Origin of the sequence: Bordetella sp. H567, assembly GCF_001704295.1 — a bacterium.
In the GTDB taxonomy this organism is placed as follows: Bacteria; Pseudomonadota; Gammaproteobacteria; order Burkholderiales; family Burkholderiaceae_B; genus Bordetella_C.
This window is the reverse complement of the sequence record NZ_CP012334.1, coordinates 2,399,054-2,424,509: the sequence shown is the minus strand read 5'-3', so window position 1 is coordinate 2,424,509 and position 25,456 is coordinate 2,399,054. Positions and strand designations below refer to the sequence as shown.

The following is a 25,456-nucleotide window of genomic DNA, read 5'->3' as shown; positions in this document are numbered from 1 at the left end:
CCGGGCTTTGCCTACCGGACCACCACCACGCGATCGCGGCCGTCCAGTTTGGCCGCATAGAGCGCGCGATCGGCGCGCTGCACCAGCGCCTCGAGGGTTTCCTCGCCGTCCCACTCCACCAGGCCGCCGCTGAAGGTATAGGGAATCACCCCTTCGCCATGGGTGCACGGGGCGCCGCGCACCGCGTCCAGCAGGCGATTCGTCGCGAACGCCGCCGCATCGATGCGTGTGCCGGGAAACAGCGCCGCGAATTCTTCGCCGCCCAACCGGCCGACGATATCTTCCTGCCGCAGCGCCGTGACGGCGAGCTTGCCGAACTGCTTCAGCACCGCGTCGCCCAGGGCGTGTCCATGCGTATCGTTCACGTCCTTGAAATGGTCGATGTCCAGCATCAGCAGCGATAGACGCTGGTCGGCGCGCTGGGCGCGGACCAGCGTCTTGTCCGCCAACAGCCACCAGGCCTTGCGCGCCAGCATGCCGGTCAGGGAATCCGTATTGGCCTCGCTTTCCCGTTCTTCCAGCATGCGGTCGTGCACCATCATCACCATGCCCAGCGTCAGGCTCGGCACCACCAGCACGCCGATGGACAGGAACACCATGTGCAGCGGGGTATCGACGGACAGTTCGGGCATGACTTCCCAACGGATGCCGTAGACCACGCCGCGCACCGCATGGCCTATCGCCTCGAACCACGCCACCGCCAGCGCGAATCCATACGGATAGACGGGACGATGCCGCGGACGTTCGCGCTGGATGGCAAGGGCCGTGGCCCCCATCAGTACGCTGTGCAGGATCGATACGATCAGGATGCGCGCATCGGTATCGCGCCAGACATACCAGAACAGGACGATGCCCAGCGTCGTGGCGGCCACCCCGGCCACCAGCAACCGATACGGCACCTTGCGACCGAAGAAAAGCAGGACCGCCGCGTAGAAATACGCGACGCCGGTCGCCATCAGGAAATTGGCCAGCACGATGCCCAGGATGGGCGGCAGCGCCGCCTGCGCCGCAAAACCGACCAGCGACACAAAAACCAGCAAGGCCCCGCGTATCGCTTCGCGTATGCCCCGGATACCGCTGCGCGCCAACGATCCCAGCACCGCCAGCATCAGGCAGTTGGTCAGCGCCGTAAGTATGAGCAGAACGACGGAGGGGGACATGGACAAGCGCGCCGCGCGGGAATCGGCGTGGGTAAGCCGGCCGCTGCCCTATTTCTGGGTCGACTTGACGATGGACATCGCCGATGCGATCAGCCCGCCCACGTCGGCCAGGTTGGCCGGCAGGATCAGCGTGTTGCCCTTCTGGGCCACGTTGCCGAAGGCCTCGACATAGCGTTCGGCCACGCGCAGGTTGACCGCCTCCATGCCGCCGGGCTGGCGTATGGCTTCGGCCACCTGGGTCACCGCGCGCGCGGTGGCTTCGGCAATCGCCAGCACCGCGGCGGCCTCGCCCTGGGCCTGGTTGATCTGCGCCTGCTTTTCGCCTTCGGAACGGGCAATTGCGGCTTCGCGCTCGCCGGTGGCGATATTGATCTGTTCCTGCCGGCGGCCCTCGGACGCGGCGATCAGCGCGCGCTTTTCGCGCTCCGCCGTGATCTGCGCCTGCATGGAGCGCAGGATTTCATTGGGCGGCGTCAGGTCCTTGATCTCGTAGCGCAGCACCTTCACGCCCCAGTTGAGCGCGGCCTCGTCCAGCGAAGCGACGATGGTCGTATTGATGAACTCACGTTCTTCGAAAGTACGATCGAGTTCCATCTTGCCGATGACCGAACGCAGCGTCGTCTGCGACAGCTGCGTAATCGCGGAAATATAGTTGGACGAACCATACGAGGCGCGCATCGGGTCGGTGACCTGGAAATACAGCACGCCATCCACCTGCAGCTGCGTATTGTCTCGCGTGATGCACACCTGGCTGGGCACATCCAGCGGGATTTCCTTCAGCGAATGCTTGTAGGCAACGCGTTCGACGAAGGGGATGACGAAACCCGCGCCCGGCGACAGGACACGGTCGAACTTGCCCAGGCGCTCCACCACCCACGCATGCTGCTGGGGCACGATCGCGATCGACTTCACGACGATGAGGATGGCGAGAAGGACGACGATGATCAGGACGATGGTGGAAAAATCTAGCATGGCCTCAGCCTTGTACGGAAGAAGAAGAATGGAGGCGTCGCGGCTTGACGATCAACCGGCTGCCCCGCACCTCCGTGATAACCTGTTCGCCAGCGACGGGGTCGCAGCCGGGCGCCAGCACGACATCCCAGCGGGCGCCGCGATACGCGACTCTTGCCGTGCGCGCGCCGCCCCAGTCGGCCACCGTCACGACCTGGCCGATGTCCATGTTGACGTCGGCATTGCGATGGGCATCGACCCCGCGTCTGGTCAACACGCCGCTGGCGCGCAGCACTAGCAGGCCGGCGATCACGATCGCCCCGCAGACGATCAACTGGCCTTCCAGCGCCAGACCGCCCACCGCGGCAACGCCGCCCGCCGCCAGGCCGGTGGCGACAAGCAGCAGATAAAACGTGCCCGTGGCGACTTCCCCGATGAGCGCCAGCACCGCCAGCCCGAACCATATCCACATCGCACGCGCCCTTTCTTGCAGTTAGCGACCGATTGTACGATTTTGCAGAGATTAGGGAGCATGGAACAGCATATTGGCGCATGGCGCGGGGTACTCCGCAAAAAAGCCGCCTCAACGCTGCTTCAACGGGTCCTCGTCCGCACTACATTATCATCGTCCACCGCCCGTCCTTTCGTGGCGACGACACCATCATGACCGCTATCGACCTGCCCGTTCTCATCATCCATACCGGCGATCCCGAAGACGCCGTCAAAACCGTCCACGACAGCTATGCCGGTTTCGTGCGCCGGGCCGCCGGCCTGGCGCCGGACGACGTCCGCGTCGTCCCCGTCTACCTGGGCGAACAACCCGAGGACCCCGCGCGCTACCGCGCCGCCTTCATTACCGGCTCTCCCGCCATGGTGACGGACCGCGCGCCCTGGAGCGAGCAGACCGCGCTGTGGCTGCGCAAGGCGGCCGCCCAGGGCCTGCCCATGTTCGGCATCTGCTACGGCCATCAACTGCTGGCGCATGCCCTGGGCGGCCAAGTGGGCTACAACCCCGCCGGCCGCGAGGTGGGCACCCACATGATCCAGCACCTGGCCGAAGATCCCCTGTTGGCGGACCTGCCGCGCCCCTTTGCCGCGCAGACGATGCACATGCAGTCCGTCATCCAGCCGCCGCCCGGCGCAATCGTGCTGGCCAGTTCCGCCTTGGATGCGCACCAGATGCTGCGCCTGGGCCCCGCCATCGTGTCCACCCAGTTCCACCCGGAATTTCCCCCGGAATTCGTGCTGGCCAACCTGGAGCGCAACACGGCCAAGTACGCCGCCGAAAACCTCGACGTCGCCGCGCTGAAGCGGGATGTCCGCCCCACGCCGGAAGCAGCCACCCTGTTGCGCCGCTTCCTGGAACTGCACGGGTAGAGGTAGTCACCCCCCGAAGCGCTGCGCGCTTCCCCCCTCAAGGGGGCGACGCTCGCGGACTGGCGGAGCCGGATCCGCGGTGTCCTGGATCGGGATATGGCGGATTTTTGTGGTGCGGGCGGTGCGGCGCCGTGAGCTGGGACGGGACACCGCAAAAACCGGAGTGCGGGCGGCGTCCGCATCCGTCATCCTGTGGCCGTGACGGTGAATAAAGGACACAGCGATGCGAGGTACGATGATGGCACCTCCTCCCACGGCGCGTTCCATGAACCATCCCGCTCCACCCGTGCATCCCCACGCGGCCCTGGTCGAGCAGGCCTGCCGCGCCATGGAATCGGGCGAGGCGATGGACCTTGCCGCCCTGGCCGAACAGGCCGGCATGAGCCGTTTCCATTTCCATCGCGTCTTCAAGGCCGTCACAGGAATCACGCCCAAGGCTTACGCCAAGGCCGTGCGGGCATCGCGGGCCCGTAAGGAGTTGGACCACGGCCGGTCGGTGACCGACGCCATCTACGAAGCGGGCTTCAATTCGAGCGGCCGATTCTACGAAAGCATGCCCGCCATGCTGGGCATGACGCCGACGGAATTTCGGCGGCGCGGCGCGGGTGTGCGCATCCGTTTCGCCGTCGCGCAATGCTCGCTGGGTGCGCTGCTGGTGGCCGCCACGGACAAGGGCATATGCCAGATTGCCCTGGACGACGATCCCCAGGCGCTGGTGAAGAACCTGCAGGACCGGTTCGCACTCGCCACCCTGGAGGGCGGCGATGAAGAATTCGAACAGTGGGTGGCCCAGGTGGTGGGCTTCGTCGAGAACCCCGGCCTGGGGCTTTCCTTACCCCTGGACGTGCGCGGCACGGCCTTCCAGCAACGGGTCTGGGAAGCCCTGCGCGATATCCCGATGGGCAGCACGGCATCCTACGCCGATATCGCGCGGCGTATCGGCGCCCCGACCGCCGTGCGCGCGGTGGCGCGCGCCTGCGCCACCAACGCAATCGCCCTGGCCATTCCTTGCCACCGCGTCGTCCGCACCGACGGCCTGCCGGCCGGATATCGATGGGGAATCGCGCGCAAGGCCGAACTGCTCAAGCGGGAGGACCAGGCCAACAAAGCTTGATCCCCGCGCTGGATGTACCGGCGACGATTACACGGGAATACCGACTACGTCCTCTGGCGGCTGCTTTCCCTTGGTAGACAAGGCCGATGGCCGGAATATGGCGACAAAGGCGTCCGTCAGGGCCAGATACAAGGGGAGCGATCGATATCCCTAACGCCAAACGTCGCCATGGAGCCTTCTTGCCCAGGCTGCCCGTCTGCCGAACCCAGCACCGTATGGCTCTCCACCACGGACCATGAAAGGGCGAACGGGTGTGGTGCGTCCAATGGGGGGGGCCCACCTGTTCCAAGCTGTCCAATTCGATTGAGGATCCACCGCCACAGTAGTGGGGGTAGCGGTACCGATAGGCAAGACCATGATTACTCCATTATTGATAGACGGGCCGCCGCGCTGCGGCCTGCCATCCAGGAGAAGCATGGCCGGCGCGGCCACAAGGCCGCGCCGCAGGGACCGATCAGCCGGCCAGGCGCTGCCAGGTATCGACCACCGTATCCGGGTTCAGGGACATCGACAGGATGCCTTCATCCTTCAGCCACTGAGCGAAATCCGGATGATCGCTGGGGCCCTGCCCGCAAATGCCGACGTACTTGCCCTTCGCCAGGCAAGCCTGGATGGCACGACGCAGCATGAACTTGACGGCCTCGTCGCGTTCGTCGAAGTCGGCCGCCAGCAGTTCCATGCCCGAATCGCGGTCCAGGCCCAGCGTCAGCTGGGTCATGTCGTTCGAGCCGATGGAGAAGCCGTCGAAGTAATCCAGGAACTGATCGGCCAGGATCGCGTTGGACGGGACTTCGCACATCATGATGAGCTTCAGCTCATTCTCGCCACGCTTCAGGCCGTTCTTGCCCAGCAAGTCCACCACGCGCGCGGCCTGGTTCAAGGTGCGCACGAAGGGAACCATGATCTCGACATTGGTCAGCCCCATGTCGCCGCGCACCCGCTTCAGGGCCTCGCATTCCATGCGGAAGCACTCGCCGAATTCCTCGGCGATGTAGCGCGACGCGCCGCGGAAACCCAGCATGGGGTTTTCCTCTTCCGGCTCGTAGCGCGAACCGCCGACCAGCTTGCGGTATTCGTTGGACTTGAAGTCGGACAGGCGCACGATGACGGGCTTGGGCCAGAACGCCGAAGCGATGGTGGCGATGCCTTCGGCCAGTTTTTCGACGAAGAAGGCACGCGGGCTGGCATAGCCGCGCGCCGCCGATTCCACGGCTTTCTTCAGCTCGGGATCGACGTTGGGATAGTCCAGCACCGCCTTGGGATGGATGCCGATGTTGTTGTTGATGATGAACTCCAGGCGCGCCAGTCCCACGCCCTCGTTGGGAATCTGCGCGAAGTCGAAGGCCAGCTGGGGGTTGCCGACGTTCATCATGATCTTCACGTCGATCGCCGGCATTTCGCCGCGGCGCACTTCCTCGACCTCGGTCTCGATCAGGCCGTCGTAGATGCGGCCTTCATCGCCTTCCGCGCACGAGACGGTTACCGCCTGGCCTTCCTTCAGGTCGTCGGTGGCCGTGGCGCATCCCACCACCGCCGGAATGCCCAGTTCGCGCGCGATGATGGCGGCATGGCAAGTGCGGCCGCCGCGGTTGGTCACGATGGCGGCGGCACGCTTCATCACCGGCTCCCAGTTGGGATCGGTCATGTCGGTCACGAGCACGTCGCCCGGCTGCACCTTGTCCATCTCCGACACGTCGGCGACGATGCGCACCGGCCCCGCTCCGATCTTCTGGCCGATGGCGCGGCCGGTCACCACCACGCGGCCGGTGGCCTTCAGGCGGTAGCGCTGCTGCACCTCGTTGCCGTTCTGCTGCGACTTCACGGTCTCCGGACGTGCCTGCAGGATGTACAGCTTGCCATCCACGCCGTCGCGACCCCATTCGATATCCATGGGACGGCCGTAGTGCTTTTCGATGATCACCGCATAGCGCGCGAGTTCGGTGACCTCTTCATCGGTCAGCGAGTAGCGGTTGCGCTCCGACACCGGCACATCCACCGTGCGCACGGCACGACCCTGCGGACGCTCCGGATCGAATTCCATCTTGATCAGCTTGGAACCGATGCGGCGGCCGACGATGGGGTACAGGCCTTTTTCCAGCGTGGGCTTGAACACATAGAACTCGTCCGGGTTGACGGCGCCCTGCACGACGGTCTCGCCCAGGCCGTAGGACGAGGTGATGAACACCACATCCTTGAACCCGGATTCGGTGTCGATGGTGAACATCACGCCGGCGCTGCCCTTGTCCGAGCGCACCATGCGCTGCACACCCGCGGACAAGGCCACGTCGGCGTGCGCATAGCCCTTGTGCACGCGATAGGAGATGGCGCGATCGTTGTACAGCGAGGCAAAGACGTGGCGGATCTTGTCGAGCACGTCTTCGATGCCCACCACGTTCAGGAAGGTTTCCTGCTGGCCGGCAAAGGAAGCGTCCGGCAGGTCCTCGGCGGTGGCCGACGAACGGACCGCGAACGAGCCCTTGCCGTCGGCGTCCAGCGCGGCGAAGGCGGTACGAATCTGCTGTTCGAATTCGGCGGAAAACGGGGCGTCGATAAGCCACTGGCGGATTTCCGCGCCGGCCGTCGCCAGTTCACGCACATCTTCGGGATTGAGGGAGACGAGACGATCGGCGATGCGCTTGTCCAGGCCCGACGACTTCAGGAAATCGCGGAAGGCCTCGGCCGTGGTCGCGAAGCCGCCGGGCACACGCACACCTGCGCCCGCCAGCTGGCTGATCATTTCTCCGAGTGATGCGTTCTTGCCTCCTACCGAGTCCACATCCGCCATGCGGAGCTGCTCGAACGAAACGACGTACGACATTGAAGTCACCTTTTACAATGGAAAGAAAGCGAGTTTGGTCAGGGCGCGAAACGCGCGCTGGCCAAACTGGCCTTGGGACCGCATTGGGGTGACTTATCGGGGCCTGATTGTACTCGGTAGGATCCGCCTCCCCTCCAGCCTCGTCGGAATTTTTTACATATGACCAGCACACCGCTCGAACGGACTGTATACATCGTCTCGGACAGCACCGGCATCACGGCCGAGACCTTCAGCCATTCCGTATTGGCCCAGTTCGAGAACGTGAATTTCCGGCAAATCCGCCTGCCCTTCGTGGACACGCTGCAGAAGGCCGAGGAAGCTGCCCTGCGGATCGACCGCAATGCGGCCGAAACCGGCATGCAGCCCATCGTGTTCAGTACGCTCGTGCACCCGGAAATCATGGCGCGGGTACGTCAGGCCAACGGTATCTTCCTGGATCTGTTTGGAACGTTTGTTAGCCACATCGAACAGGAACTGGGCCTGAAGTCCAGCCATTCCATCGGCCGCTCGCACATGGCGGCCAACAGCGAGAAATATCGGAACCGCATCGACGCCATCAATTTCAGCCTGTCCCACGATGACGGTCAATTCGTTACAAACCTGGGCCAGGCCGACGTCATCCTGGTCGGCGTCTCACGCTGCGGCAAAACGCCCACCAGCCTGTACCTGGCGATGCAGTACGCGATCAAGGCCGCCAACTTCCCCCTGATCCCCGACGATTTCGAACGCGGGGTCCTGCCCAGCACCCTCGCCCCGCACCGGGCCAAGCTCTTCGGTCTGTCGATCCAGCCCGAACGGCTGGCGGAGGTGCGCCACGAGCGCCGGCCCAACAGTCAGTACGCGTCGATCGAGCAGTGCCGCTACGAGGTCGCGGAAGCCGAACGCCTGATGCGCCGCGAAGGTATCGAATGGCTGTCCACGACCACCAAGTCCATCGAGGAGATCTCCACGACGGTACTGCAGGAAGTGGGACTGGACCGCGGCGCCTACTGAACCGCGCCGGCCCGGGTCTGCCGCGCTACTCCGCGGCGGGTACGCCCGGAAAGCGGCGCCGCTGCTCGAACAGGCAGATGGCGGCGGCGACCGCGACGTTCAGCGATTCGACGGCTTGAACGTCATGCGGGATGCGCACCCGCAAATCCGCCGCGCCCAGCAGCGCGGCATCGATGCCCTGCCCTTCGTGGCCGAAGACCCAGGCGCAACACGGGGGCAGATTGGCGTCGTAGAGCGAAATCGATTCCTGCAGCGCGGTGGCGACGAGCGGCACGTCCAGACGCGGCAATACCTGCGCCAGGTCGAGCCGTTCGTGCAGCTCGACCGCGAAATGCGCGCCTTGGGCGCTGCGCAGCACCTTGGGCGACCAGGCCGCGGCACAGCCCTCGGACAGCAGGATGCGGCGTATGCCGGCGGCGGCGCAGGTGCGTATCAACGTGCCGACGTTGCCGGGATCCTGCACGTGGTCCAGCAGGACACAGGTTTCATCGATCCGGGGCGGCAGCGCCGGTTGCGGCGGCTGCACCAGGAAAGCCACGCCCTGGTCGCTTTCCACGCTGGCCAGGCCGCTCAGCAGGCGGGTTTCCAGGCCGACGCAGATGTCGGTGGGCAATGCCGAGACAAGCTCGGCGATTTCCGGCTGCGCCAGCCGCGCGGCATCGAACAGCGCGCGCTGCGGTGCGCCATGGTGTCGCAGCCATGCCTGGCACAGATGCACGCCATCCAGCAACACCTGGGATTCGCGCCGTCCGCCCGTCGCGGCGATGCGATGCAAGGACTTGACCAGCGGGTTGTCGCGCGAGGCGATGTGCTTCATGTATCGATCAACAGATCCCGGACCGGCGAAAAGCTGCGCCGATGTTCCGGACATGGGCCATGCTCGCGCAGGCGCTCCAGATGCATCGCGGTACCGTAGCCCTTGTGCTGGTCGAAACCATAATTGGGATACACGCCGTGCAGCCGTACCAGGTCGGCATCGCGCGCGGTCTTGGCCAGGATGGACGCCGCGGAGATCGCCGGCACCAGGGCGTCACCCTGGATCACGGTCTTGACCCCGCACGGCAGGCGCGGCGGCTGGTTGCCGTCCACCAGCGCAAGCCCGGGCTTGATGCCCAGGCCCAGCACCGCCCGCCGCATCGCCAGCAGCGAGGCGCGCAGGATGTTCAGCGAGTCGATTTCCTTGACGCTGGCGCTGGCCACGCAATAGGCCAGGGCGTACTCCTTGATCTCCAGGGCCAGTTCTTCGCGGCGTGGCGCCGTCAGCACCTTGGAATCCGCCAGCCCGTCGATGGGACGCGCCGGGTCCAGAATGACGGCGGCGGCATAGACGGCACCCGCCAGCGGGCCCCGGCCAGCCTCATCGACCCCCGTAATGATGACGTCGCGCAGGCCTTCGTCGCCGAACATGTCATGTTGCGCCATGCGCTACCTCGCTTATGGCCTGCGCCGCCAGTGCCGGCGTGTCGCGCAGCAGGTCCGCGTGCAGGGTCGTGAAGCGTGCCTGGATCCGCGCCGCCGCCGCCTCGTCGGTAAGCGCCCGCCAGGTGGCTTCCGCCAGTTTGTCGGGCGTGGCGTCGTCCTGCAGGAGCTCCGGGACCGCGAAGTCGCGCAGCAGCACATTCGGCAGGCCTACCCAAGGCAGATAGGGACGCTGCTGCCCGGATTTCCACGCCATGATACGTCGCATCCAGGGCGACAGCACATAAGAGATAACCATGGGGCGCTTGTACAGCGCGGCTTCCAGCGTCGCCGTGCCGCTGGCCACCAGGACCGCGTCCGCGGCCTCCATCACCGTCCACGCCACCGGCGGCGCCGAAGTGCCGCCGTCGTGGCCGGACACCGCACCCGGCGTGGCGGCAAGGCCGCCGCCCAGCGCCGGCGCGGCAGGGTTGGCCGCCGGGGCTGGCTCGCGCGCGTCCGCCGCAGCGGAAGCGTTGCCGCCCGAGGCGGGCGCAGCACTGCCCTGGGCCGCCGGGAGGAGGTCTTCGGCCGTGACGATGCGCAGGTTCTTTACCGGGTGCTGCCGCAGAAAATGCTCGAATTCCGCGCGGCGCGCGGCATTGACCATAGGCACCACGCATTGCAGCGCGGGATCGCGCGCCTGCAGGCGTTGCAGCGCCTGCAGGAAACGCGGGGCCAGCACGCGGATCTCGGATGAACGGCTGCCCGGCAGCATGGCCAGGACGCGGGCGCCACCCGCAATGCCCAAGCGGGCGCGCGCGGCACCGCGATCCGGCGTCACGGGAATGGTCCCGGCCAGGGGATGTCCCACATAGGTGACCGGGATGCCTTCCTTGCGATAGATGTCGACTTCGAAGGGAAACAGCACCAGCATATGGGAAACGGCCTGGCGGATCCGGTGAATGCGATCGTAGCGCCATGCCCAGATGGACGGCCCGACGAAATGCACGGTCGGAACACCCGCCTGCCGCAACTGCAGTTCCAGCTTCAGGTTGAAGTCCGGCGCGTCGATGCCCACGAATACCGAGGGCGGTTCGGCCAGCATGCGCCGCTTCACGTCGCCGTAGATTGCCAGCAGGCTGGGAATGCGCTTGAGCGCGTCGACATAGCCGAAGACGGTCAGCGCATGCATGGGATGCCAGCTTTCGAATCCGCGGGCCTGCATGCGCGGACCGCCGATGCCCGCGCAGGCCACCGAGGGATCATGGGCACGCAGGCCTTCGATGATGCGGCCGGCCAGCAGGTCCCCGGAGGGTTCGCCGGCGACCATGCCGATGCGCACCGTCACGGCCGGATGATGCCGCGGCGCGATTGATCCAGGAAGTCCAGCATGACCTGCAGGACTTCGCGCGTTTCCGGTTCGCTTTCCTGGCGTGCGCGGAGCTCTGCCCGCGCTTCCTCCAGCGACAGGCCGCGCCGGTAGATGGCCTTGTAGGCATCGCGCAGCGCCGATATGACCGCCGGCGAAAAACCGCGGCGCTTCAGCCCTTCGACGTTGACGCCGACCGGCCGGCAGGGGTTGCCCGCCGCCAGCACATAGGGCGGCGTATCCTGCATCAGCGAGCTGTTCCCACCGGTCATGCTGTGTGCGCCGATGGTGCTGAACTGGTGCACGCCGGTCAGGCCGCCCAGGATCGCCCAGTCGCCCACCCGCACATGCCCGCCCAGCTGCACGCCGTTGGCCAGGATGGTGTTGCTGCCTACATGGCAATCATGCGCGATGTGCACATAGGCCATGATCCAGTTGTCGCTGCCCACGGTGGTGACCCCGCCATCCTGGACCGTACCGGTGTTGAACGTGGTGTATTCACGCACCATGTTGCGGTCGCCGATTTCCAGCCGGGTGGGCTCGCCGTCGTATTTCTTGTCCTGCGGCATGCCGCCGATGGAGCAGAACCGGTAGAAGCGGTTATCCCGCCCGATGGTCGTGGCGCCGTCGATGACACAATGCGATCCGATCTCTGTCCCTGCACCAATGCGAACCTGCGGCCCGATCACGCTGTAAGGGCCGATGACAACGGAAGTGTCGATCTCGGCGGCCGGGTCGACGACGGCGGTGGGATGGATGTGACCGGTCATTTATGCTTCCAGGCTGCGGATGGCACACATGAGCTTGGCTTCGGCGACCAACTGCCCGTCTACCAGGGCGCGTCCCGCGTACTTGCAGATGCTGCGGCTCAGCCGCTCGGCATCGACTTCGATACGCAGCTGGTCGCCCGGAAGGACGGGACGGCGAAAGCGCGCGCCGTCGATGCCGACGAAGTAATAGACCGTGGACACCCCCGACGCGTCGTCGTTCTTCAGCGCGGATTCATCCGAAAACGAAAACAGCGCGGCCGCCTGCGCCATGGCTTCCAGTATCAGGACGCCAGGCATGACGGGATGATGAGGGAAATGTCCGGTGAAGAACGGTTCGTTGATCGAAACGTTCTTCAAGGCGACGATGGATTTGCCGGGCTGAATGTCGATCACGCGGTCGATCAACAGCATCGGATACCGATGCGGCAAGCGATCCAGGATCCCCTTAATGTCGAGTTCCATGAGTATGTTCCTGCATTGCAATTCTTTTACGGCATGCCGCGACAGCCATGCACGTGGTGTTATCCCTGTTCGAGTGTCCGCACGCGGCGCCGCAGCTGTCCCAGCTGCTGGATGACAGCGGCGTTGCGCTGCCAGTCGCCGTGTTCCGCATACGGATACACCCCTGTGTAGCGCCCAGGTTTGGAAATATTCGACGTAATGGCGGTGCCACCCGAAATATGCACGTCGTCGGCCAGCGTAAGATGGCCGGACAGCATGGATGCGCCGCCGATGGTGCAGCGCTCGCCTATCGTCGTGGACCCGGCGATGCCGACGCAGGCGGCAACCGCGGTGTGGGCCCCGATCCGCACGTTGTGCGCGACCATGATCTGGTTGTCCAGCTTGACGCCGTCGCCGATGACGGTGTCTTCCAGCGCGCCCCGGTCGATGGTCGTGTTGGCGCCGATTTCAACATCGTCGCCCACCTTCACCCCGCCGAACTGCGGAATCTTGCCCCAGGCGCCCCTGCCCCGTGCCGGGTCGGGGGCGAAACCGAAGCCGTCGGCGCCCAGGACGGCGCCGGCATGGATGATGGCACGCGCTCCGACCGTTACGCCTGCATACAAGGTCACCCGCGCGTGCAGCAGCGCGCCGGCACCGATGGACGAGCGGGCGCCGATGACGCAACCCGGACCGAGCACGCTATCCCGCCCGATGCGCACGCCCGCTTCGATCACGCAATGCGGGCCGATGCGCACGCCGGCTTCGAGTACCGCGTCATCCGCGACCACGGCCGACGCGTGAACCCCGGCCGGCAAGGCCGGCTGGCGCGCGCGATCGAACCACTGGGCGATGCGGGCATACAGCAGATAGGGATTGCCGGTGACGACCCGGGCGAACCCGGGCGCGGGAGACTGAGCCGCTAGCGCCTGCTCCACGTCCAGCGTGACGATGACCGCGCCCGCGTGCGTCGCGGGCAGTTGGCTCTGGTAGCGGGGATTGGAAAGAAAACTGATTTCAGCCGGTCCCGAGGAAGCCAGCGTGCCCAACCCTTGTATCCGGGGAGGCGTCCCGCCGGGCGGGACGCTGATGTGCCACGTGAGGCCTTGGGTGTCGGTATCCGCCAACAGCTCGTCAAGTAACGGCGCGCGAGTGGGATCTAGCAGAACCGGCATGGGCGACGCTTACTTGCCAAGGGCCTGGATCACTTTATCCGTGATATCCACGCGCGGGCTGACCGTTACCGCGTCCTGCACGATCAAGTCATAGTTCTCTTTTTCGGCGATGTTCTTGATGGCCGCATTGGCCTTCTGCACGATGGCCGAGAACTCTTCGTTGCGGCGGCGGTTGAAATCTTCCTGGAATTCGCGGCGACGGCGTTGCAGGTCTCCGTCCATATTACTCAGGTCGCGCTGGCGCTTCGCGCGATCGGATTCCGACAGCACCGGCGCGTCCTTGTCGAATTTCTCTGCCTGGGTGCGCAGGTTGGTCGCCATGCGCTGCAGATCCGCGTCGCGCGACTTGAATTCCGCTTCGATCTTCGCCTGGGCGGCACGGGCCGGACCCGATTCGCGCAGGATGCGCTCGGTATTGACGAAGCCGATTTTCGTCCCTTGCGCAGCAGCGGGCGCCGCGTACGACGCGCCCAGCAGCAGCGCGCCCGCCAGCGCCAGCACAGCCGCGAGGGAGACGGGGCTTTTGCGCGATGAACGGGACAATTTGCGTACGAAAATAGACATCATGAAAATTTCACCTTCCGATAAGGTCAAGCAAAGCGCTATTGTGCCACTAAACTTGCGCCGTCATGGACGGCCGGAAACATCCGGCCACCTTTGACTTGCGTTTAGAAACCAGTGCCGATCTGGAACTGGAACGTCTGGGTGTCATCGCCCGGCTTCGCGTTGAGCGGATGGCCGTAGGACAGTTGCAGCGGGCCAAGGGGCGATTGCCACGACAGGCCGACACCGGCCGAATAGCGCCATCCGCAGGGATCCTCGACTTCGTTGTTCTTGCCGCCCGTGCAGGTCATGCCGTTACCCGGCTGCACCCGCCCCGCGTCGGTGAACAGGAACCAGCGCAGCGTCTTGTCCTTGGTTGCCCCGGGGAACGGCAGGTACAGCTGCGCGTTGGCCACCATACGGCGCGCGCCGCCCAGGTAGTCGCCCGTCAGGGAATCGCGCGGGCCCAGCGAGGCGCCCTCGTAGCCGCGCACCGACCCGATACCCCCGGCGTACACGTCCTTGATGACCGGGAAATCCTTGCCGCCGTAGGCGGTGCCCCAGTCGACCATGCCGTTCAGCGCGAGGGTATAGCTGCGGCCCAGCGGCAGGTAGTACTGCTGCTGCGCGGACAGCATCGTGTACTTCAGGTCCAGCGTGGACACGTTGGCCTGCAACTTGGTGAAGTAGCCCTTGGTGGGCGCCAGGGCGCTGTCGCGGGTGTCCTTGTTCCAGCCGGTCGTCAGCAGCACCGCGTTGGTCGAGTCGCCGTACTGGTCAACATACTGCTGGTAGGCCAGCGGCGAATCGCCGTTCAGGTGGACCCGGTTACGCTCGAAGGACGCGCCCAGGATGATGCGGTCGTATTCCGAGATGGGCACACCGAAGTTCATGCCCAGGCCCATCGTGTCCACACGGTACTCGCCGTCGTTGTCGATGAACGGGCGGGTCTGGCGGTAGTACAGCGAGGTGGTCCGGCTGATGCCGTCCTTGGTCCAATACGGGTCGGTATGCGACAGCACCGCGGCGCGGTTGGTCTTGCTGGTGTTCAGCTGCAGCGTCAGGTTGGTGCCGCTGCCGAATACGTTGTCCTCGCTGATGCCGGCGCTGAAGATGGCGCGGTCCGTGGAGCCGTAGCCCACCCCCAGGTTGACCATGCCGGTGGGCTTTTCCTTGACGTCCACGTTGACGTCGACCTGGTCGGGCGAACCCGGCACCGGATCGGTCTTGACGTTGACGTCGTTGAAATACCCCAGGCGGTCGATACGGTCGCGCGACATCTTGATGTCGCCGGCGTCGTACCACGCGGCTTCTTCCTGGCGCATTTCGCGGCGGATGACTTCGTCCCGCGTGCGGGTATTGCCGCCGATCTGGATGCGGCGCACATACACGCGCCGGCTCGGATCGACGTAGAACGTCAGGTCCGCCTCGTGCTTGGCGCGGTCCAGCTGCGGGTTCGGATTGACGTTGGCGAAGGCATAGCCGAGTTCGCCCAGGTAATCCGTGATGGCCTTCGCGCTATCGTTGGTCTTGGCGGCGGAGAAGGTTTCACCCGGCTTGATCTGCAACAGCGCGTCGATCTGCTTGTCCAGGCCCAGCAGATTGCCGGCCAGCTTGACGCTGCGGACCTTGTAGGGCTCGCCTTCGTGCACCGTGTAGGTAATGTAGATGTTCTTGCGATCCGGGGAGATCGTCACCTGCGGCGGTTCGATGGCCACTTCCAGATAGCCGCGATCCAGGTAGAAGGAGCGGATGCGTTCGACGTCGCCCTCCAGCTTTTCGCGCGAATACTTGTCGGTGTCGGTGTACCAGGTCAGCCAGCCGGGCGTGGTCATCTGGATCTGGTCCAGCAGTTCGCTCTGCGAGAAGGCCTTGTTGCCGACGAAATGGATCTCGCGGATCTTGGCCACGTCGCCTTCGAAGACGTCGAAGCTGATACCGACGCGGTTGCGCGGCAACGGGGTCACCGTGGAGGTGACCTCCACGCCGTACTTGCCCTTGGACATGTACTGCTGCTTGAGTTCGAGTTCGGCGCGTTCGAGCATGGACCGGTCGAAGATGCGCCCTTCCGCGAAGCCGACGTTGCGCAGCGACTCCAGGATCGCCTTGCTGTCGAATTCGCGCATGCCATTGAAGGTGATGGAGGCGATGGTGGCGCGCTCCTGCACCACGACAACGACGACGTTGTTATTGGTATCGATGCGTACGTCGCTGAAGAAGCCGCTGCCGTACAAGCGCCGCACGGCCTCGGTGGCGGTGTCCTCGGTGAACGTATCGCCGACCTTGAAGGGCAGATAGCCGAAGACCGTGCCGGCATCGATACGCTGAATGCCCTCCACGCGAATGTCCTTGACGACAAAGGGTTCGAAGGCGTGCGCCAGTGCCGGCAACAGCAGCAGCATGGCGATAATGCCCGCCCAAATACCCTTGTTGGGCTTAAACATCCAGCGGAAAAACATCCTGGGGGATCCTTGATGGTCCAAAAGGCGGAGTTATTGGTGCAAATGGCGGAGGATTTTAAGGCAGAACCCGCCTAAGTGAAAGGCGCAGACGGCCCCGCGCGGGCCGCACGCAAATCCGCTAGGTAAAAAGGCGGGCGAAATCATTGAAAAGCGCCAGGCCCATGAGCCCGGCCAGCAGGCCCAGGCCGGCGCGCTGGCCGATGTCCAGCCAACGCGAGGGCGGCGGGCTGCCGCGCACGATTTCGATCAGGTAGTACAGCAGGTGTCCACCATCCAGCATGGGAATGGGCAGCAGGTTCAACACGCCCAGGCTGATACTTATCAAGGCCAGGTAGGCGATGTACGCCGCCAGGCCCACGCGCGCGGTCTGGCCCGCGTAGTCGGCGATGGTGACCGGGCCGCTGATATTGCGCCACGATACAGCGCCCGTCACCATGCGGCCCATCATGCGCAGCGAGAACCACGCCGTATCGGCCGTGCGGGTCGCGCCCTGCCACAGGCTATCGAGCGGGCCATAGCGCACCGTCACCATGGGGACGTCGCCGCCCAGTTGCACGCCGATGCGGCCCACGAGTTCGCCGTTTTCGGCGCGCTCGGCCCGCGGCGTCACGGTCAGGGTGACGTCGGCGCCGTCGCGCCGCACGCGCAGCGGGACGGTCTGTCCGGTGCGCTGCTGCACATCCCGCACCACCGTGCCGACGTCCTGGGCGGGCCTGCCGCCGACATCCACGATGATATCGCCGGGGCGCAGGCCGGCCTGCTCGCCCGCGCCACCGGCAATCACGCCGCGCACGACGGGCTTGGGTTCCTGCAGGCGCAAGCCGGCCACCGCGAGCGGATCGCCCTGCGCCGGATCCAGGCGGCTTTCGCCCAGCGTCAGATCGCGCTCCTGCGCGACGCCATGCGCCGTCTTCACGCCGATCTGGACGCGGCCGCCGGTGGAAATCTGATCCATCAGTTGCCAGCGGGCATCGTTCCACGAATTCACGGCCTGGCCGTCGATCGACACGATCTCGTCACCCGCCTGGAAACCGGCCCGGGCCGCCGCCGTACCGGCGGCCGGCTGTGCCACGTAGGCGGCCGGCTCGTCCACGCCGGCCAGGTTCAGGCCGGCATAGAGGAAAACGGCGAGGATCAGGTTGAAGACCGGGCCCGCCACGACGATCAGGATGCGCTTGCCCACCGGCTGCGGATGGAAAGCCGTGGCGGCCTCCTCCGGGGTGGCGCCGGGTGGCGGATCGTCCTGCATCTTGACGTAGCCGCCCAGCGGAATCGCCGATACCGCCCACTCGGTGCCATGACGGTCTACCCGGCGCAGGAGAACCTTGCCGAATCCGATGGAGAACCGCAGCACCCGCACGCCGCACAGGCGCGCCGCCCAATAGTGCCCGAGTTCATGGAAAGTGATCAGAATGCCCAGCGCGACGGCGAAGGCCAGCAAGGTGAAAAGCATGGGGCGTGTACCGAATGGGTGAGGCCAACCCGCCGCCCGCGCGGGATCCCGGCGCGGTGCGGCTGGCGACGCGGCGGGATCAGCGGCCGGCGGAAGCGGAACGCGCCTGGATACGCTCCGCCTGGGCGCGCGCCGCGGCATCTTCGGCCAGGACGTCGTCGAGGTGATTCAGGGTAACAGATGGCCGACCGGCATGCCACTCCAGGGTCTCGGCGATGACGGCGGCAATGCGGGTATAGGGCAGCCGTTCGCGCAGGAAGGCATCCACGGCGATTTCGTTGGCGGCGTTCAGCGCGATGCAGGCGCCCTGCCCCGAGGCCAAGGCGTCGAAGGCCAGGCCCAGGCAGGGAAAGCGACGCAGGTCCGGGGCTTCGAAGTCCAGCCGGCCCAGGCGGGCCAGGTCCAGCAGCCCCACCCCGCTGGCCAGCCGCTCGGGAAAGCCCAGCGCGTAGGCGATGGGGGTGCGCATGTCGGGCTGCCCCAATTGGGCCAGGACCGAGCCGTCCTCGTATTCCACCATGGAGTGCACGACGCTTTGCGGATGGATCAGCACCTCGATGCGGTCCCGCGGCATGGCGAACAGCCAGTAGGCCTCGATGACTTCCAGCCCTTTGTTGAGCATGGTGGCGGAATCGACGGAGATCTTGCGCCCCATGCTCCAGTTGGGATGCTTGCAGGCCTGGGCTGGGGTGATGCCGTGCAGGTGTTCCGGGTCGTGCTGGCGGAAAGGCCCCCCGGACGCGGTCAGGATCAGCCGGCGCACACCCGCGGCCGGACGCGTGGGCGCCGAGGCGCGCTCGCCGTGCGGCAGGCACTGGAAGATGGCATTGTGCTCGCTGTCGATGGGCAGTAGTTCGGCGCCGTGGTCGCGCACCGCGCCCATGAACAGCGAACCGGCGGCCACCAGGGCTTCCTTGTTGGCCAGCAGGACCCGCTTGCCGGCACGGGCGGCCGCCAGCGCGGACGGCAGGCCGGCGGCCCCGACGATGGCCGCCATGACGGTATCGCAATCCGGATCGGCGGCCGTATCGGCCAGGGCCTGGGCGCCGACCCGGATTTCCGGCATCGGCGCACCGCCGCCCCACGCCTGTTGGAAACGCGCCTGGGCCGCCGCGTCGGGCACGACGACCACGCGCGCGCCGCTGGCCCGTGCCTGTTCCGCCAGTTTATCCATGCGGCTATGGGCGGACAGCGCATGGACGCCCAGTCGCTCCGGGTGGCGGGCGATCACGTCCAGGGTGCTTTCGCCGATCGATCCCGTGGATCCCAGCACGGCGATACGCTGAAACGCAGTCAAAACAGTACTCCACTGAGAAGCAAGGCCACCGGCGCCACCGGCAGGATGGCGTCGATGCGATCGTAGACGCCGCCGTGGCCTGGCAACAGATTACTGGAATCCTTGCGCCCGGCGCGCCGTTTGAGCAGCGATTCGAACAGGTCGCCGACGATGGACAGGACGGCCAGCAACGCCGCGATAGGCAGCGCGCCCCATACGGTCCAGCGCTGGACCAGGGCATGGCCGAAAGTGCCGTCCCAATAGCTGCTGACCCCTACCCATACGACGGCGGCCAGGATGCCGCATGCGGCGCCTTCGATGGTCTTGCCGGGACTGACCCGCGGGGCCAGCTTGTGGCGGCCCAGGGCGCGCCCGCCGAAGTACGCCGCGATGTCGGCCGCCCACACCAGGGCAAGCAGGGACAGCAGGAAGACCGCGCCGCGCGCCATGAAGAACAAGGCCAGCACGGCCCAGGCCGCCATCAGGGCAAGCAGGGCGAACAGGGTCAGCGACAGGCTGGCCGGCGGCGCGTCGCTGCGCCCGCGCACCACCGCGATGGTGCCCCCGACCACCCACAGCAGCGCCGACAGGGGCACGATCCAATTGAACAGCAGGGCCCGGGAGGCTTCATCCGCGAATTCGTAGCGGTCGCCGCCCGTCCACCACACCGTCACGCACAAGGCGGCGATGCCGAGCAGGACGCCGACAGCCACGGCACCGGCCCCGCCTGGCGCGGGGAGCGTCAGGCGCGCCCATTCCCAGCCGGCACAGGCGGTGGCCAGGGCCAGCAACGCCATGAAGGGCCACGGCGTGGGCGCCGCCATCGTGGCGGCCAGGACGGCAAGAAGGATGACGGCTGTGACGATACGCTGGCGCAGCATGGGGTCTCCTGGTCTGGGGCGGCGGCCCGCCGCCGTGGCGGGGACAGGGTATTCTGCCGTTTTTTTATCGGAACGGTACCAGTCAGCGCTTTCCGGCCGCGCTGACCTGGGCGCTGGTGCGCCCGAAGCGGCGTTCCCGCGTTCTATACCACTCGAAGGCTTCTTCCAGCTCCGGCCCGCCGAAGTCCGGCCAATAGCGCTCCGTGAAGAAGAGTTCGGTATAGGCCAGTTGCCAGATAAGATAGTTCGAGATGCGCTGTTCACCCCCGGTGCGGATGAACAAGTCCGGTTCCGGCGCCCAGGCCATGGAAAGATAGCGGCTGAGCGTGGCCTCGTCGATCTGGTCCGGCGCCTGCGCCAGGTCCGGGTTCTCCACGATCATGCGGCGCATGGCCTGCAGGATGTCCCAGCGCCCGCCGTAGTTCGCGCAGACCGAAAGATGCAGGCGATCATTGTGCGCGGTGCGCGCCTGGGCCTGCTCGATCAGTTCGCGCAGTCGCGGCTCGAAGGGCGACAGATCGCCCACGACGCGCAGCCGCACGCCCTGCCCGTCCAGCTTGTCGACTTCCCGCTCCAGCGCCTGGACGAAGAGCCGCATCAGCAGCGAGACCTCTTCGGCCGGGCGGCGCCAGTTTTCCGAACTGAAGGCGAACAGGGTCAGGTAGCGCACGCCGCGGCGGCCGCAAGCCTCCACGACCCGCCGCACGGCCTGTACGCCCTTGGCATGCCCGGCGGTACGCGGCAGGTGCCGCCGCGTCGCCCAGCGGCCATTGCCGTCCATGATGATGGCGACATGCTGCGGGATATCCGACGTCTGGGGAACCGCCTGGGTGGAACTGATAGTCATGAGATGGAAAGACCGCGCGCGTATCCGCGTCAAACGGTCATGATCTCCGCTTCTTTCTGGGCGATGAGCTTGTCGACCTCTGCCACGCAGCGATCGGTGAGCTTCTGGATTTCGTCCTGGGCGCGGCGCTCTTCGTCCTCGGAAATGGACTTGTCCTTGACCAGCTTCTTCAAGGCCTCGTTGCCTTCACGCCGCAGATTGCGCACCGCGATCTTGGCGTCCTCGCCTTCGTTCTTCACGACCTTGGTGAGGTCGCGCCGGCGCTCCTCGGTCAGCGCGGGCATGGGCACACGGATGGTTTCGCCCATGGAGACCGGATTGAGCCCCAGGTCGGATTCGCGGATGGCTTTCTCCACCGGACCCGCCATGCTCTTTTCGTAGGGCTGCACGCTGATCGTGCGCGCGTCGACCAGGTTGACGTTGGCCACCTGGCTGATCGGCACGGGAGAGCCGTAGTATTCGACGTGCACGTGATCCAGGATACCGGTGTGCGCGCGTCCGGTACGGATCTTGGACAGATTGACCTTGAGCGTTTCGATGGACTTGGCCATCCGGGACTCGGCCGATTTTTTGATGTCTGCGACGCTCATTGCGACTCCTTCAATTCAAACGTGTACCAGGGTACCTTCATCTTCGCCGGTCACCGCGCGTTTCAGCGCGCCCGACTTGTTGATGGAAAAGACCTTGATCGGCAGCTTCTGGTCGCGGCATAGCGCGAACGCAGTCGCGTCCATCACTTCGAGCCGGCGCACGATGGCCTCGTCGAAGCTGATGCGGGAATAGCGGGTGGCGGTGGGATCCTTGTTGGGATCCGCGCTGTAGATGCCATCCACCTTGGTGGCCTTCAGGACGATCTCCGCCCCGATTTCGGCGCCACGCAGCGCCGCCGCGGTGTCCGTCGTAAAGAACGGATTGCCGGTGCCCGCGGCGAAGATCACCACCTTGCCCTCTTCCAGGTAGCGCAGGGCCTTGGGACGGATATAGGGTTCGACGACCTGTTCGATATTCAGGGCAGACTGCACCCGCGTATCGACACTACGGTGTTTCAGGGCATCCTGCAGGGCCAGCGCGTTCATGATGGTGGCCATCATACCCATGTAGTCGGCCGTGGCCCGATCCATGCCCTGGGCGCCCGGCGCGACGCCGCGGAAGATATTCCCGCCGCCGATGACGATGGCCAGCTCCACGCCCAGATTGACGATTTCGGCGATTTCCTCCGTCATCCGCGCGATAGTGCCGCGGTTGATGCCGAATGCATCATCTCCCATCAGCGCTTCGCCGGACAGTTTGAGAAGAACCCGCTTATACGATCTGCTGGCCATGAGCGATATCCCTAGAAACGATCCGACGGAAGTGTAAGACAAGAAATAGGCCGGTCAGTCGCCGGCCTGTAATAAAAAAGCTGCAATGCGAACGGATAAGGCGCTTACGGGCGCTTATCAGGCGCGGCCGGCAGCGGCGGCGGCGACTTCCGCGGCGAAGTCGGTGGTTTTCTTCTCGATGCCCTCGCCGACGATGAAAAGCGCGAAACCGGCGATACCGGCGCCTTCGGCCTTCAACATCTGCTCAACGGTCTGCTTGTCGTTCTTGACGAAGGGCTGCGACATCAGCGTGACTTCCTTCAGGAACTTCTGCACCGAGCCTTCGACCATCTTGGCGACGATGTCGGCCGGCTTGCCCGATTCGGCGGCCTTCTGCTCGGCGACGGAGCGCTCCGTGGCGATGTCCGCGGGCGACACGCCGGCGGCATTCAGCGCCTTGGGCTTGGTCGCCGCGATATGCATGGCCAGGTCCTTGCCGACGCTGTCCGCACCGTTGAAATCGACCAGCACACCGATCTTGCCGCCATGGACGTAGCTGGCCAGCTTGTTGGCGGTTTCCATGCGCTGGAAGCGGCGGATGGAGATGTTTTCGCCGATCTTGCCGATCAGGCCGGTACGGACGGTTTCCACCGTGCCGCCTTCCAGCGGCAGGTCGGACAGCGCGGCGACGTCGGCCGGGTTCTTGGTCGCGACCACTTCGGCCAGGGTGTTGACGTAGGCGATGAAGTCGTTGTTCTTGGCCACGAAGTCGGTTTCGCAATTGACTTCGATGACGGCGCCCTGCTTGCCATCGGCCGAGATGTACAGGCCGATCAGCCCTTCGGCGGTGACGCGCGCGGCCGCCTTGCTGGCCTTGTTACCCAGCTTGACGCGCAGGATTTCCTCGGCGCGAGCCAGATCGCCCTGGGCTTCGGTCAGCGCCTTCTTGCATTCCATCATGGGCGCGTCGGTCTTTTCGCGCAATTCCTTGACCATCGAGGCGGTAATTTCAGCCATGTTCGCTCCATTCTTGCTAAAGCACGCCCCGGCAAGCCGGGGCATGTGATTTCGATACGGGGGCGCGCCCGTCGGGCGCCGGCAGGACCGGGCCGGCGCAACGCGCCTGGCGCCCTGTCCTGATCAGGCCTGTCAGGCCTGGCCGTCCTGCACTTCGACGAACTCTTCCTGGCCTTCGCCACCTTCTTCGACCAGACCGCTCAGGTTTTGTTCGCGGCCTTCCAGCACGGCGTCGGCCATGCCCTTGGCATACAGCGCGATGGCCTTGGTGGAGTCGTCATTGCCCGGGATGACGTAGTCGATGCCGTCCGGGGAGTGGTTGGTATCGACCACCGCCACGACCGGAATGCCCAGCTTGCGCGCTTCGGCGATGGCGATCTTGTGATAGCCAACGTCGATGACGAACATCGCGTCCGGCAGGCCGGTCATGTCCTTGATGCCGCCCATGGACTTGTTCAGCTTTTCCAGTTCACGCTGGAAAAGCAGGCCTTCTTTCTTGATCATGCGCTCGGCGCCGCCTTCGGTGACCACCGCTTCCATGTCCTTCAGGCGCTTGATCGAGGTCTTGACCGTCTTAAAGTTGGTCAGCATGCCGCCCAGCCAGCGGGCATCGACGTAGGGCATGCCGCAACGGGCGGCTTCGGCGGCGATGAGCTCGCGGGCCGCGCGCTTGGTGCCGACGAACAGGATGTTGCCGCCACGGGCAGCCAGCTGCTTGACGAACTTGGTGGCCTCGACGTACTTGCCGACCGTCTGTTCGAGGTTGATGATGTGGATCTTGTTACGCTGACCGAAGATGAAGGGAGCCATCTTCGGATTCCAGTAACGGGTCTGGTGGCCGAAATGGACGCCGGCTTCCAGCATTTCACGCATGAGGGACATAGTTATCTCCAAGGGTTTGGACTTGCGCCAGGCCCGCATCCTCCGGCACGCTATCGGTCCTGGGACCGGGTTTCCAGCGTTGCCGGCGACACCCTCGTTGGCGTGGCGCGCGATTCAAAGCAGTCGCTATAGACTTAACAGATTCAACAACCTGGCTCTTGGTGTGTCTTGGTGGGCGTCGGTGAACCTCGGGAAACTTTCAGGGCGGGGCTTATTCACTCCACCCTTACCCATACACTTCACTATCCACCTTCACTATCCACCTTCACTACCCACCACGCACCAGGGACTTCCCCCTGCTTTTTCAGGGAAGCCTATAATTCTACTATTTTTCCAAGCCAATCCTCAAGCTGATACATGGGCATAGTCACCGACCCCGCCGATCTCGACAAAATGCGCCTGGCCTGCCAGGACGCCGCGCGCGTACTGGATTACCTGGCGCCTTTCGTGAAGCCCGGCGTCACCACGGGCGAACTGGACCGCCTGGCGCTGGACTACCTGACCAAGGAGCTGCAGGTCAAATCCGCCACGGTCGGCTACGCGCCGCCGGGCTACCCCCCCTTCCCGGGCGCCATCTGCACCTCGGTCAACCACCAGGTCTGCCACGGCATCCCGGGCGACAAGGTGCTGAAAAACGGGGACGTTTTGAATATCGACGTCACCATCATCAAGGACGGCTGGTTCGGCGACACCAGCCGCATGTTCTATGTGGGCGAGCCGTCCATCCTGGCGCGCCGCCTGGCCGACATCACCTATGAATGCATGTGGCTGGGCATCCGCCAGGTGCGCGCCGGCGCCACCCTGGGTGACATCGGCAACGCCATCCAGAAGCACGCCGAAGGCAACGGTTTTTCGGTGGTGCGCGAATTTTGCGGCCATGGCGTGGGGCGGCGCTTCCATGAAGACCCGCAGGTGCTGCACTACGGCAAGCCGGGCACGGGTGTGAAGCTGGTCCCGGGCATGATCTTCACGATCGAACCGATGATCAATGCCGGACGGCGTGAAATCCGCCAGCTGTCGGACGGCTGGACCGTGGTCACCCGCGACCACAGCCTGTCGGCCCAGTGGGAACACACGGTGCTGGTCACCGAATCCGGCTACGAAGTCCTGACGGTCTCGCCGGGGATGCCGGCCCCGCCCAGCTTCGTCACCGAAAGCATCGCCGTGCCCGCCGCCTAGCGCCCGCCGAACCCGGAAGGACCGCCGTATGAGTACGCAAGCCGAA

General features: G+C 65.3%; 24 protein-coding genes. 4 read left to right on the top strand and 20 right to left on the bottom strand.

Annotated features, from left to right (window positions below):
• Positions 1–11: 11 nt before the first annotated feature.
• The 3 genes from AKI39_RS10885 to AKI39_RS10875 are packed head-to-tail and all read right to left on the bottom strand — an operon-like array spanning position 12 to position 2,583.
• Entirely contained in the window at positions 12–1,160 is a 1,149-nt protein-coding gene (locus AKI39_RS10885) for a GGDEF domain-containing protein (RefSeq protein ID WP_066635510.1), read from the bottom strand.
• 48 nt (positions 1,161–1,208) lie between these two features.
• Positions 1,209–2,132 carry an SPFH domain-containing protein gene (locus AKI39_RS10880; protein WP_066635508.1) on the bottom strand — a complete coding sequence of 308 codons (924 nt, stop codon included), beginning with the start codon at positions 2,130–2,132 and terminating at the stop codon, positions 1,209–1,211.
• Positions 2,133–2,136: 4 nt separating this feature from the next.
• Complete coding sequence (locus AKI39_RS10875; protein ID WP_066635507.1) at positions 2,137–2,583, bottom strand: NfeD family protein; 447 nt, start codon at positions 2,581–2,583, stop codon at positions 2,137–2,139.
• 191 nt (positions 2,584–2,774) lie between these two features.
• On the opposite strand from AKI39_RS10875, the gene AKI39_RS10870 reads away from it, so the two are divergent.
• A complete protein-coding gene (locus AKI39_RS10870) occupies positions 2,775–3,488 on the top strand; it encodes a glutamine amidotransferase (RefSeq protein ID WP_066635505.1) in 714 nt (237 codons plus the stop codon).
• 265 nt (positions 3,489–3,753) lie between these two features.
• Positions 3,754–4,602, top strand: a complete 849-nt coding sequence (locus AKI39_RS10865; protein ID WP_066635502.1) for a bifunctional transcriptional activator/DNA repair enzyme AdaA — start codon at positions 3,754–3,756, stop codon at positions 4,600–4,602.
• Between the two features lie 454 nt (positions 4,603–5,056).
• Here AKI39_RS10865 and ppsA read toward each other — a convergent pair whose 3' ends face one another.
• A complete protein-coding gene (gene ppsA / locus AKI39_RS10860; protein WP_066635496.1) occupies positions 5,057–7,420 on the bottom strand; it encodes a phosphoenolpyruvate synthase in 2,364 nt (787 codons plus the stop codon).
• A gap of 159 nt (positions 7,421–7,579) precedes the next feature.
• Between ppsA and ppsR the strand changes: the two genes are divergently transcribed.
• Positions 7,580–8,413: a posphoenolpyruvate synthetase regulatory kinase/phosphorylase PpsR gene (gene ppsR / locus AKI39_RS10855; RefSeq protein WP_066635492.1), complete on the top strand. Its 834-nt coding sequence runs from the start codon at positions 7,580–7,582 to the stop codon at positions 8,411–8,413.
• 25 nt (positions 8,414–8,438) lie between these two features.
• On the opposite strand, the gene AKI39_RS10850 is transcribed toward ppsR, so the two are convergent.
• The 16 genes from AKI39_RS10850 to rpsB all read right to left on the bottom strand — a co-directional run bounded on the left by AKI39_RS10850 (position 8,439) and on the right by rpsB (position 24,231).
• Positions 8,439–9,230, bottom strand: a complete 792-nt coding sequence (locus tag AKI39_RS10850; protein WP_066635491.1) for a TrmH family RNA methyltransferase — start codon at positions 9,228–9,230, stop codon at positions 8,439–8,441.
• Entirely contained in the window at positions 9,227–9,835 is a 609-nt protein-coding gene (gene rnhB / locus AKI39_RS10845; RefSeq protein ID WP_066635489.1) for a ribonuclease HII, read from the bottom strand. Before rnhB ends, AKI39_RS10850 begins: the two co-directional genes overlap by 4 nt.
• Positions 9,822–11,162: a lipid-A-disaccharide synthase gene (gene lpxB / locus AKI39_RS25815; protein WP_066635486.1), complete on the bottom strand. Its 1,341-nt coding sequence runs from the start codon at positions 11,160–11,162 to the stop codon at positions 9,822–9,824. Before lpxB ends, rnhB begins: the two co-directional genes overlap by 14 nt.
• A complete protein-coding gene (lpxA, locus tag AKI39_RS10835; RefSeq protein WP_066635483.1) occupies positions 11,159–11,953 on the bottom strand; it encodes an acyl-ACP--UDP-N-acetylglucosamine O-acyltransferase in 795 nt (264 codons plus the stop codon). Before lpxA ends, lpxB begins: the two co-directional genes overlap by 4 nt.
• On the bottom strand, positions 11,954–12,415 hold the full coding sequence (gene fabZ / locus AKI39_RS10830; RefSeq protein WP_066635476.1) for a 3-hydroxyacyl-ACP dehydratase FabZ: 462 nt from the start codon (positions 12,413–12,415) through the stop codon (positions 11,954–11,956). It abuts the gene before it with no gap.
• Positions 12,416–12,474: 59 nt separating this feature from the next.
• Positions 12,475–13,569: a UDP-3-O-(3-hydroxymyristoyl)glucosamine N-acyltransferase gene (gene lpxD / locus AKI39_RS10825; RefSeq protein ID WP_066635474.1), complete on the bottom strand. Its 1,095-nt coding sequence runs from the start codon at positions 13,567–13,569 to the stop codon at positions 12,475–12,477.
• Between the two features lie 9 nt (positions 13,570–13,578).
• On the bottom strand, positions 13,579–14,136 hold the full coding sequence (locus tag AKI39_RS10820) for an OmpH family outer membrane protein (RefSeq protein WP_066635472.1): 558 nt from the start codon (positions 14,134–14,136) through the stop codon (positions 13,579–13,581).
• A 101-nt stretch (positions 14,137–14,237) separates the two neighbouring features.
• Complete coding sequence (gene bamA, locus AKI39_RS10815; protein WP_083228768.1) at positions 14,238–16,571, bottom strand: outer membrane protein assembly factor BamA; 2,334 nt, start codon at positions 16,569–16,571, stop codon at positions 14,238–14,240.
• A gap of 121 nt (positions 16,572–16,692) precedes the next feature.
• Positions 16,693–18,027, bottom strand: coding sequence for an RIP metalloprotease RseP (gene rseP / locus AKI39_RS10810; RefSeq protein ID WP_066635470.1), 1,335 nt, complete (start codon positions 18,025–18,027; stop codon positions 16,693–16,695).
• Between the two features lie 79 nt (positions 18,028–18,106).
• Positions 18,107–19,324: a 1-deoxy-D-xylulose-5-phosphate reductoisomerase gene (locus AKI39_RS10805; protein WP_066635468.1), complete on the bottom strand. Its 1,218-nt coding sequence runs from the start codon at positions 19,322–19,324 to the stop codon at positions 18,107–18,109.
• Positions 19,321–20,184 carry a phosphatidate cytidylyltransferase gene (locus AKI39_RS10800; RefSeq protein WP_066635466.1) on the bottom strand — a complete coding sequence of 288 codons (864 nt, stop codon included), beginning with the start codon at positions 20,182–20,184 and terminating at the stop codon, positions 19,321–19,323. The genes AKI39_RS10805 and AKI39_RS10800 overlap by 4 nt, the downstream gene beginning before the upstream one ends.
• Before the next feature lie 82 nt (positions 20,185–20,266).
• Complete coding sequence (uppS, locus tag AKI39_RS10795) at positions 20,267–21,031, bottom strand: polyprenyl diphosphate synthase (protein ID WP_066635464.1); 765 nt, start codon at positions 21,029–21,031, stop codon at positions 20,267–20,269.
• Positions 21,032–21,060: 29 nt separating this feature from the next.
• Complete coding sequence (gene frr / locus AKI39_RS10790) at positions 21,061–21,621, bottom strand: ribosome recycling factor (RefSeq protein ID WP_066635462.1); 561 nt, start codon at positions 21,619–21,621, stop codon at positions 21,061–21,063.
• Positions 21,622–21,636: 15 nt separating this feature from the next.
• Complete coding sequence (gene pyrH, locus AKI39_RS10785) at positions 21,637–22,353, bottom strand: UMP kinase (protein WP_066635459.1); 717 nt, start codon at positions 22,351–22,353, stop codon at positions 21,637–21,639.
• A gap of 117 nt (positions 22,354–22,470) precedes the next feature.
• The gene (gene tsf / locus AKI39_RS10780; RefSeq protein ID WP_066635456.1) at positions 22,471–23,349 is read right to left on the bottom strand and encodes a translation elongation factor Ts; all 879 of its coding nucleotides are present in this window, start codon (positions 23,347–23,349) and stop codon (positions 22,471–22,473) included.
• Positions 23,350–23,481: 132 nt separating this feature from the next.
• The gene (gene rpsB / locus AKI39_RS10775) at positions 23,482–24,231 is read right to left on the bottom strand and encodes a 30S ribosomal protein S2 (protein ID WP_066635453.1); all 750 of its coding nucleotides are present in this window, start codon (positions 24,229–24,231) and stop codon (positions 23,482–23,484) included.
• A 357-nt stretch (positions 24,232–24,588) separates the two neighbouring features.
• Between rpsB and map the strand changes: the two genes are divergently transcribed.
• The gene (gene map / locus AKI39_RS10770; protein WP_066635447.1) at positions 24,589–25,410 is read left to right on the top strand and encodes a type I methionyl aminopeptidase; all 822 of its coding nucleotides are present in this window, start codon (positions 24,589–24,591) and stop codon (positions 25,408–25,410) included.
• The last annotated feature ends 46 nt before the right edge of the window (positions 25,411–25,456 follow it).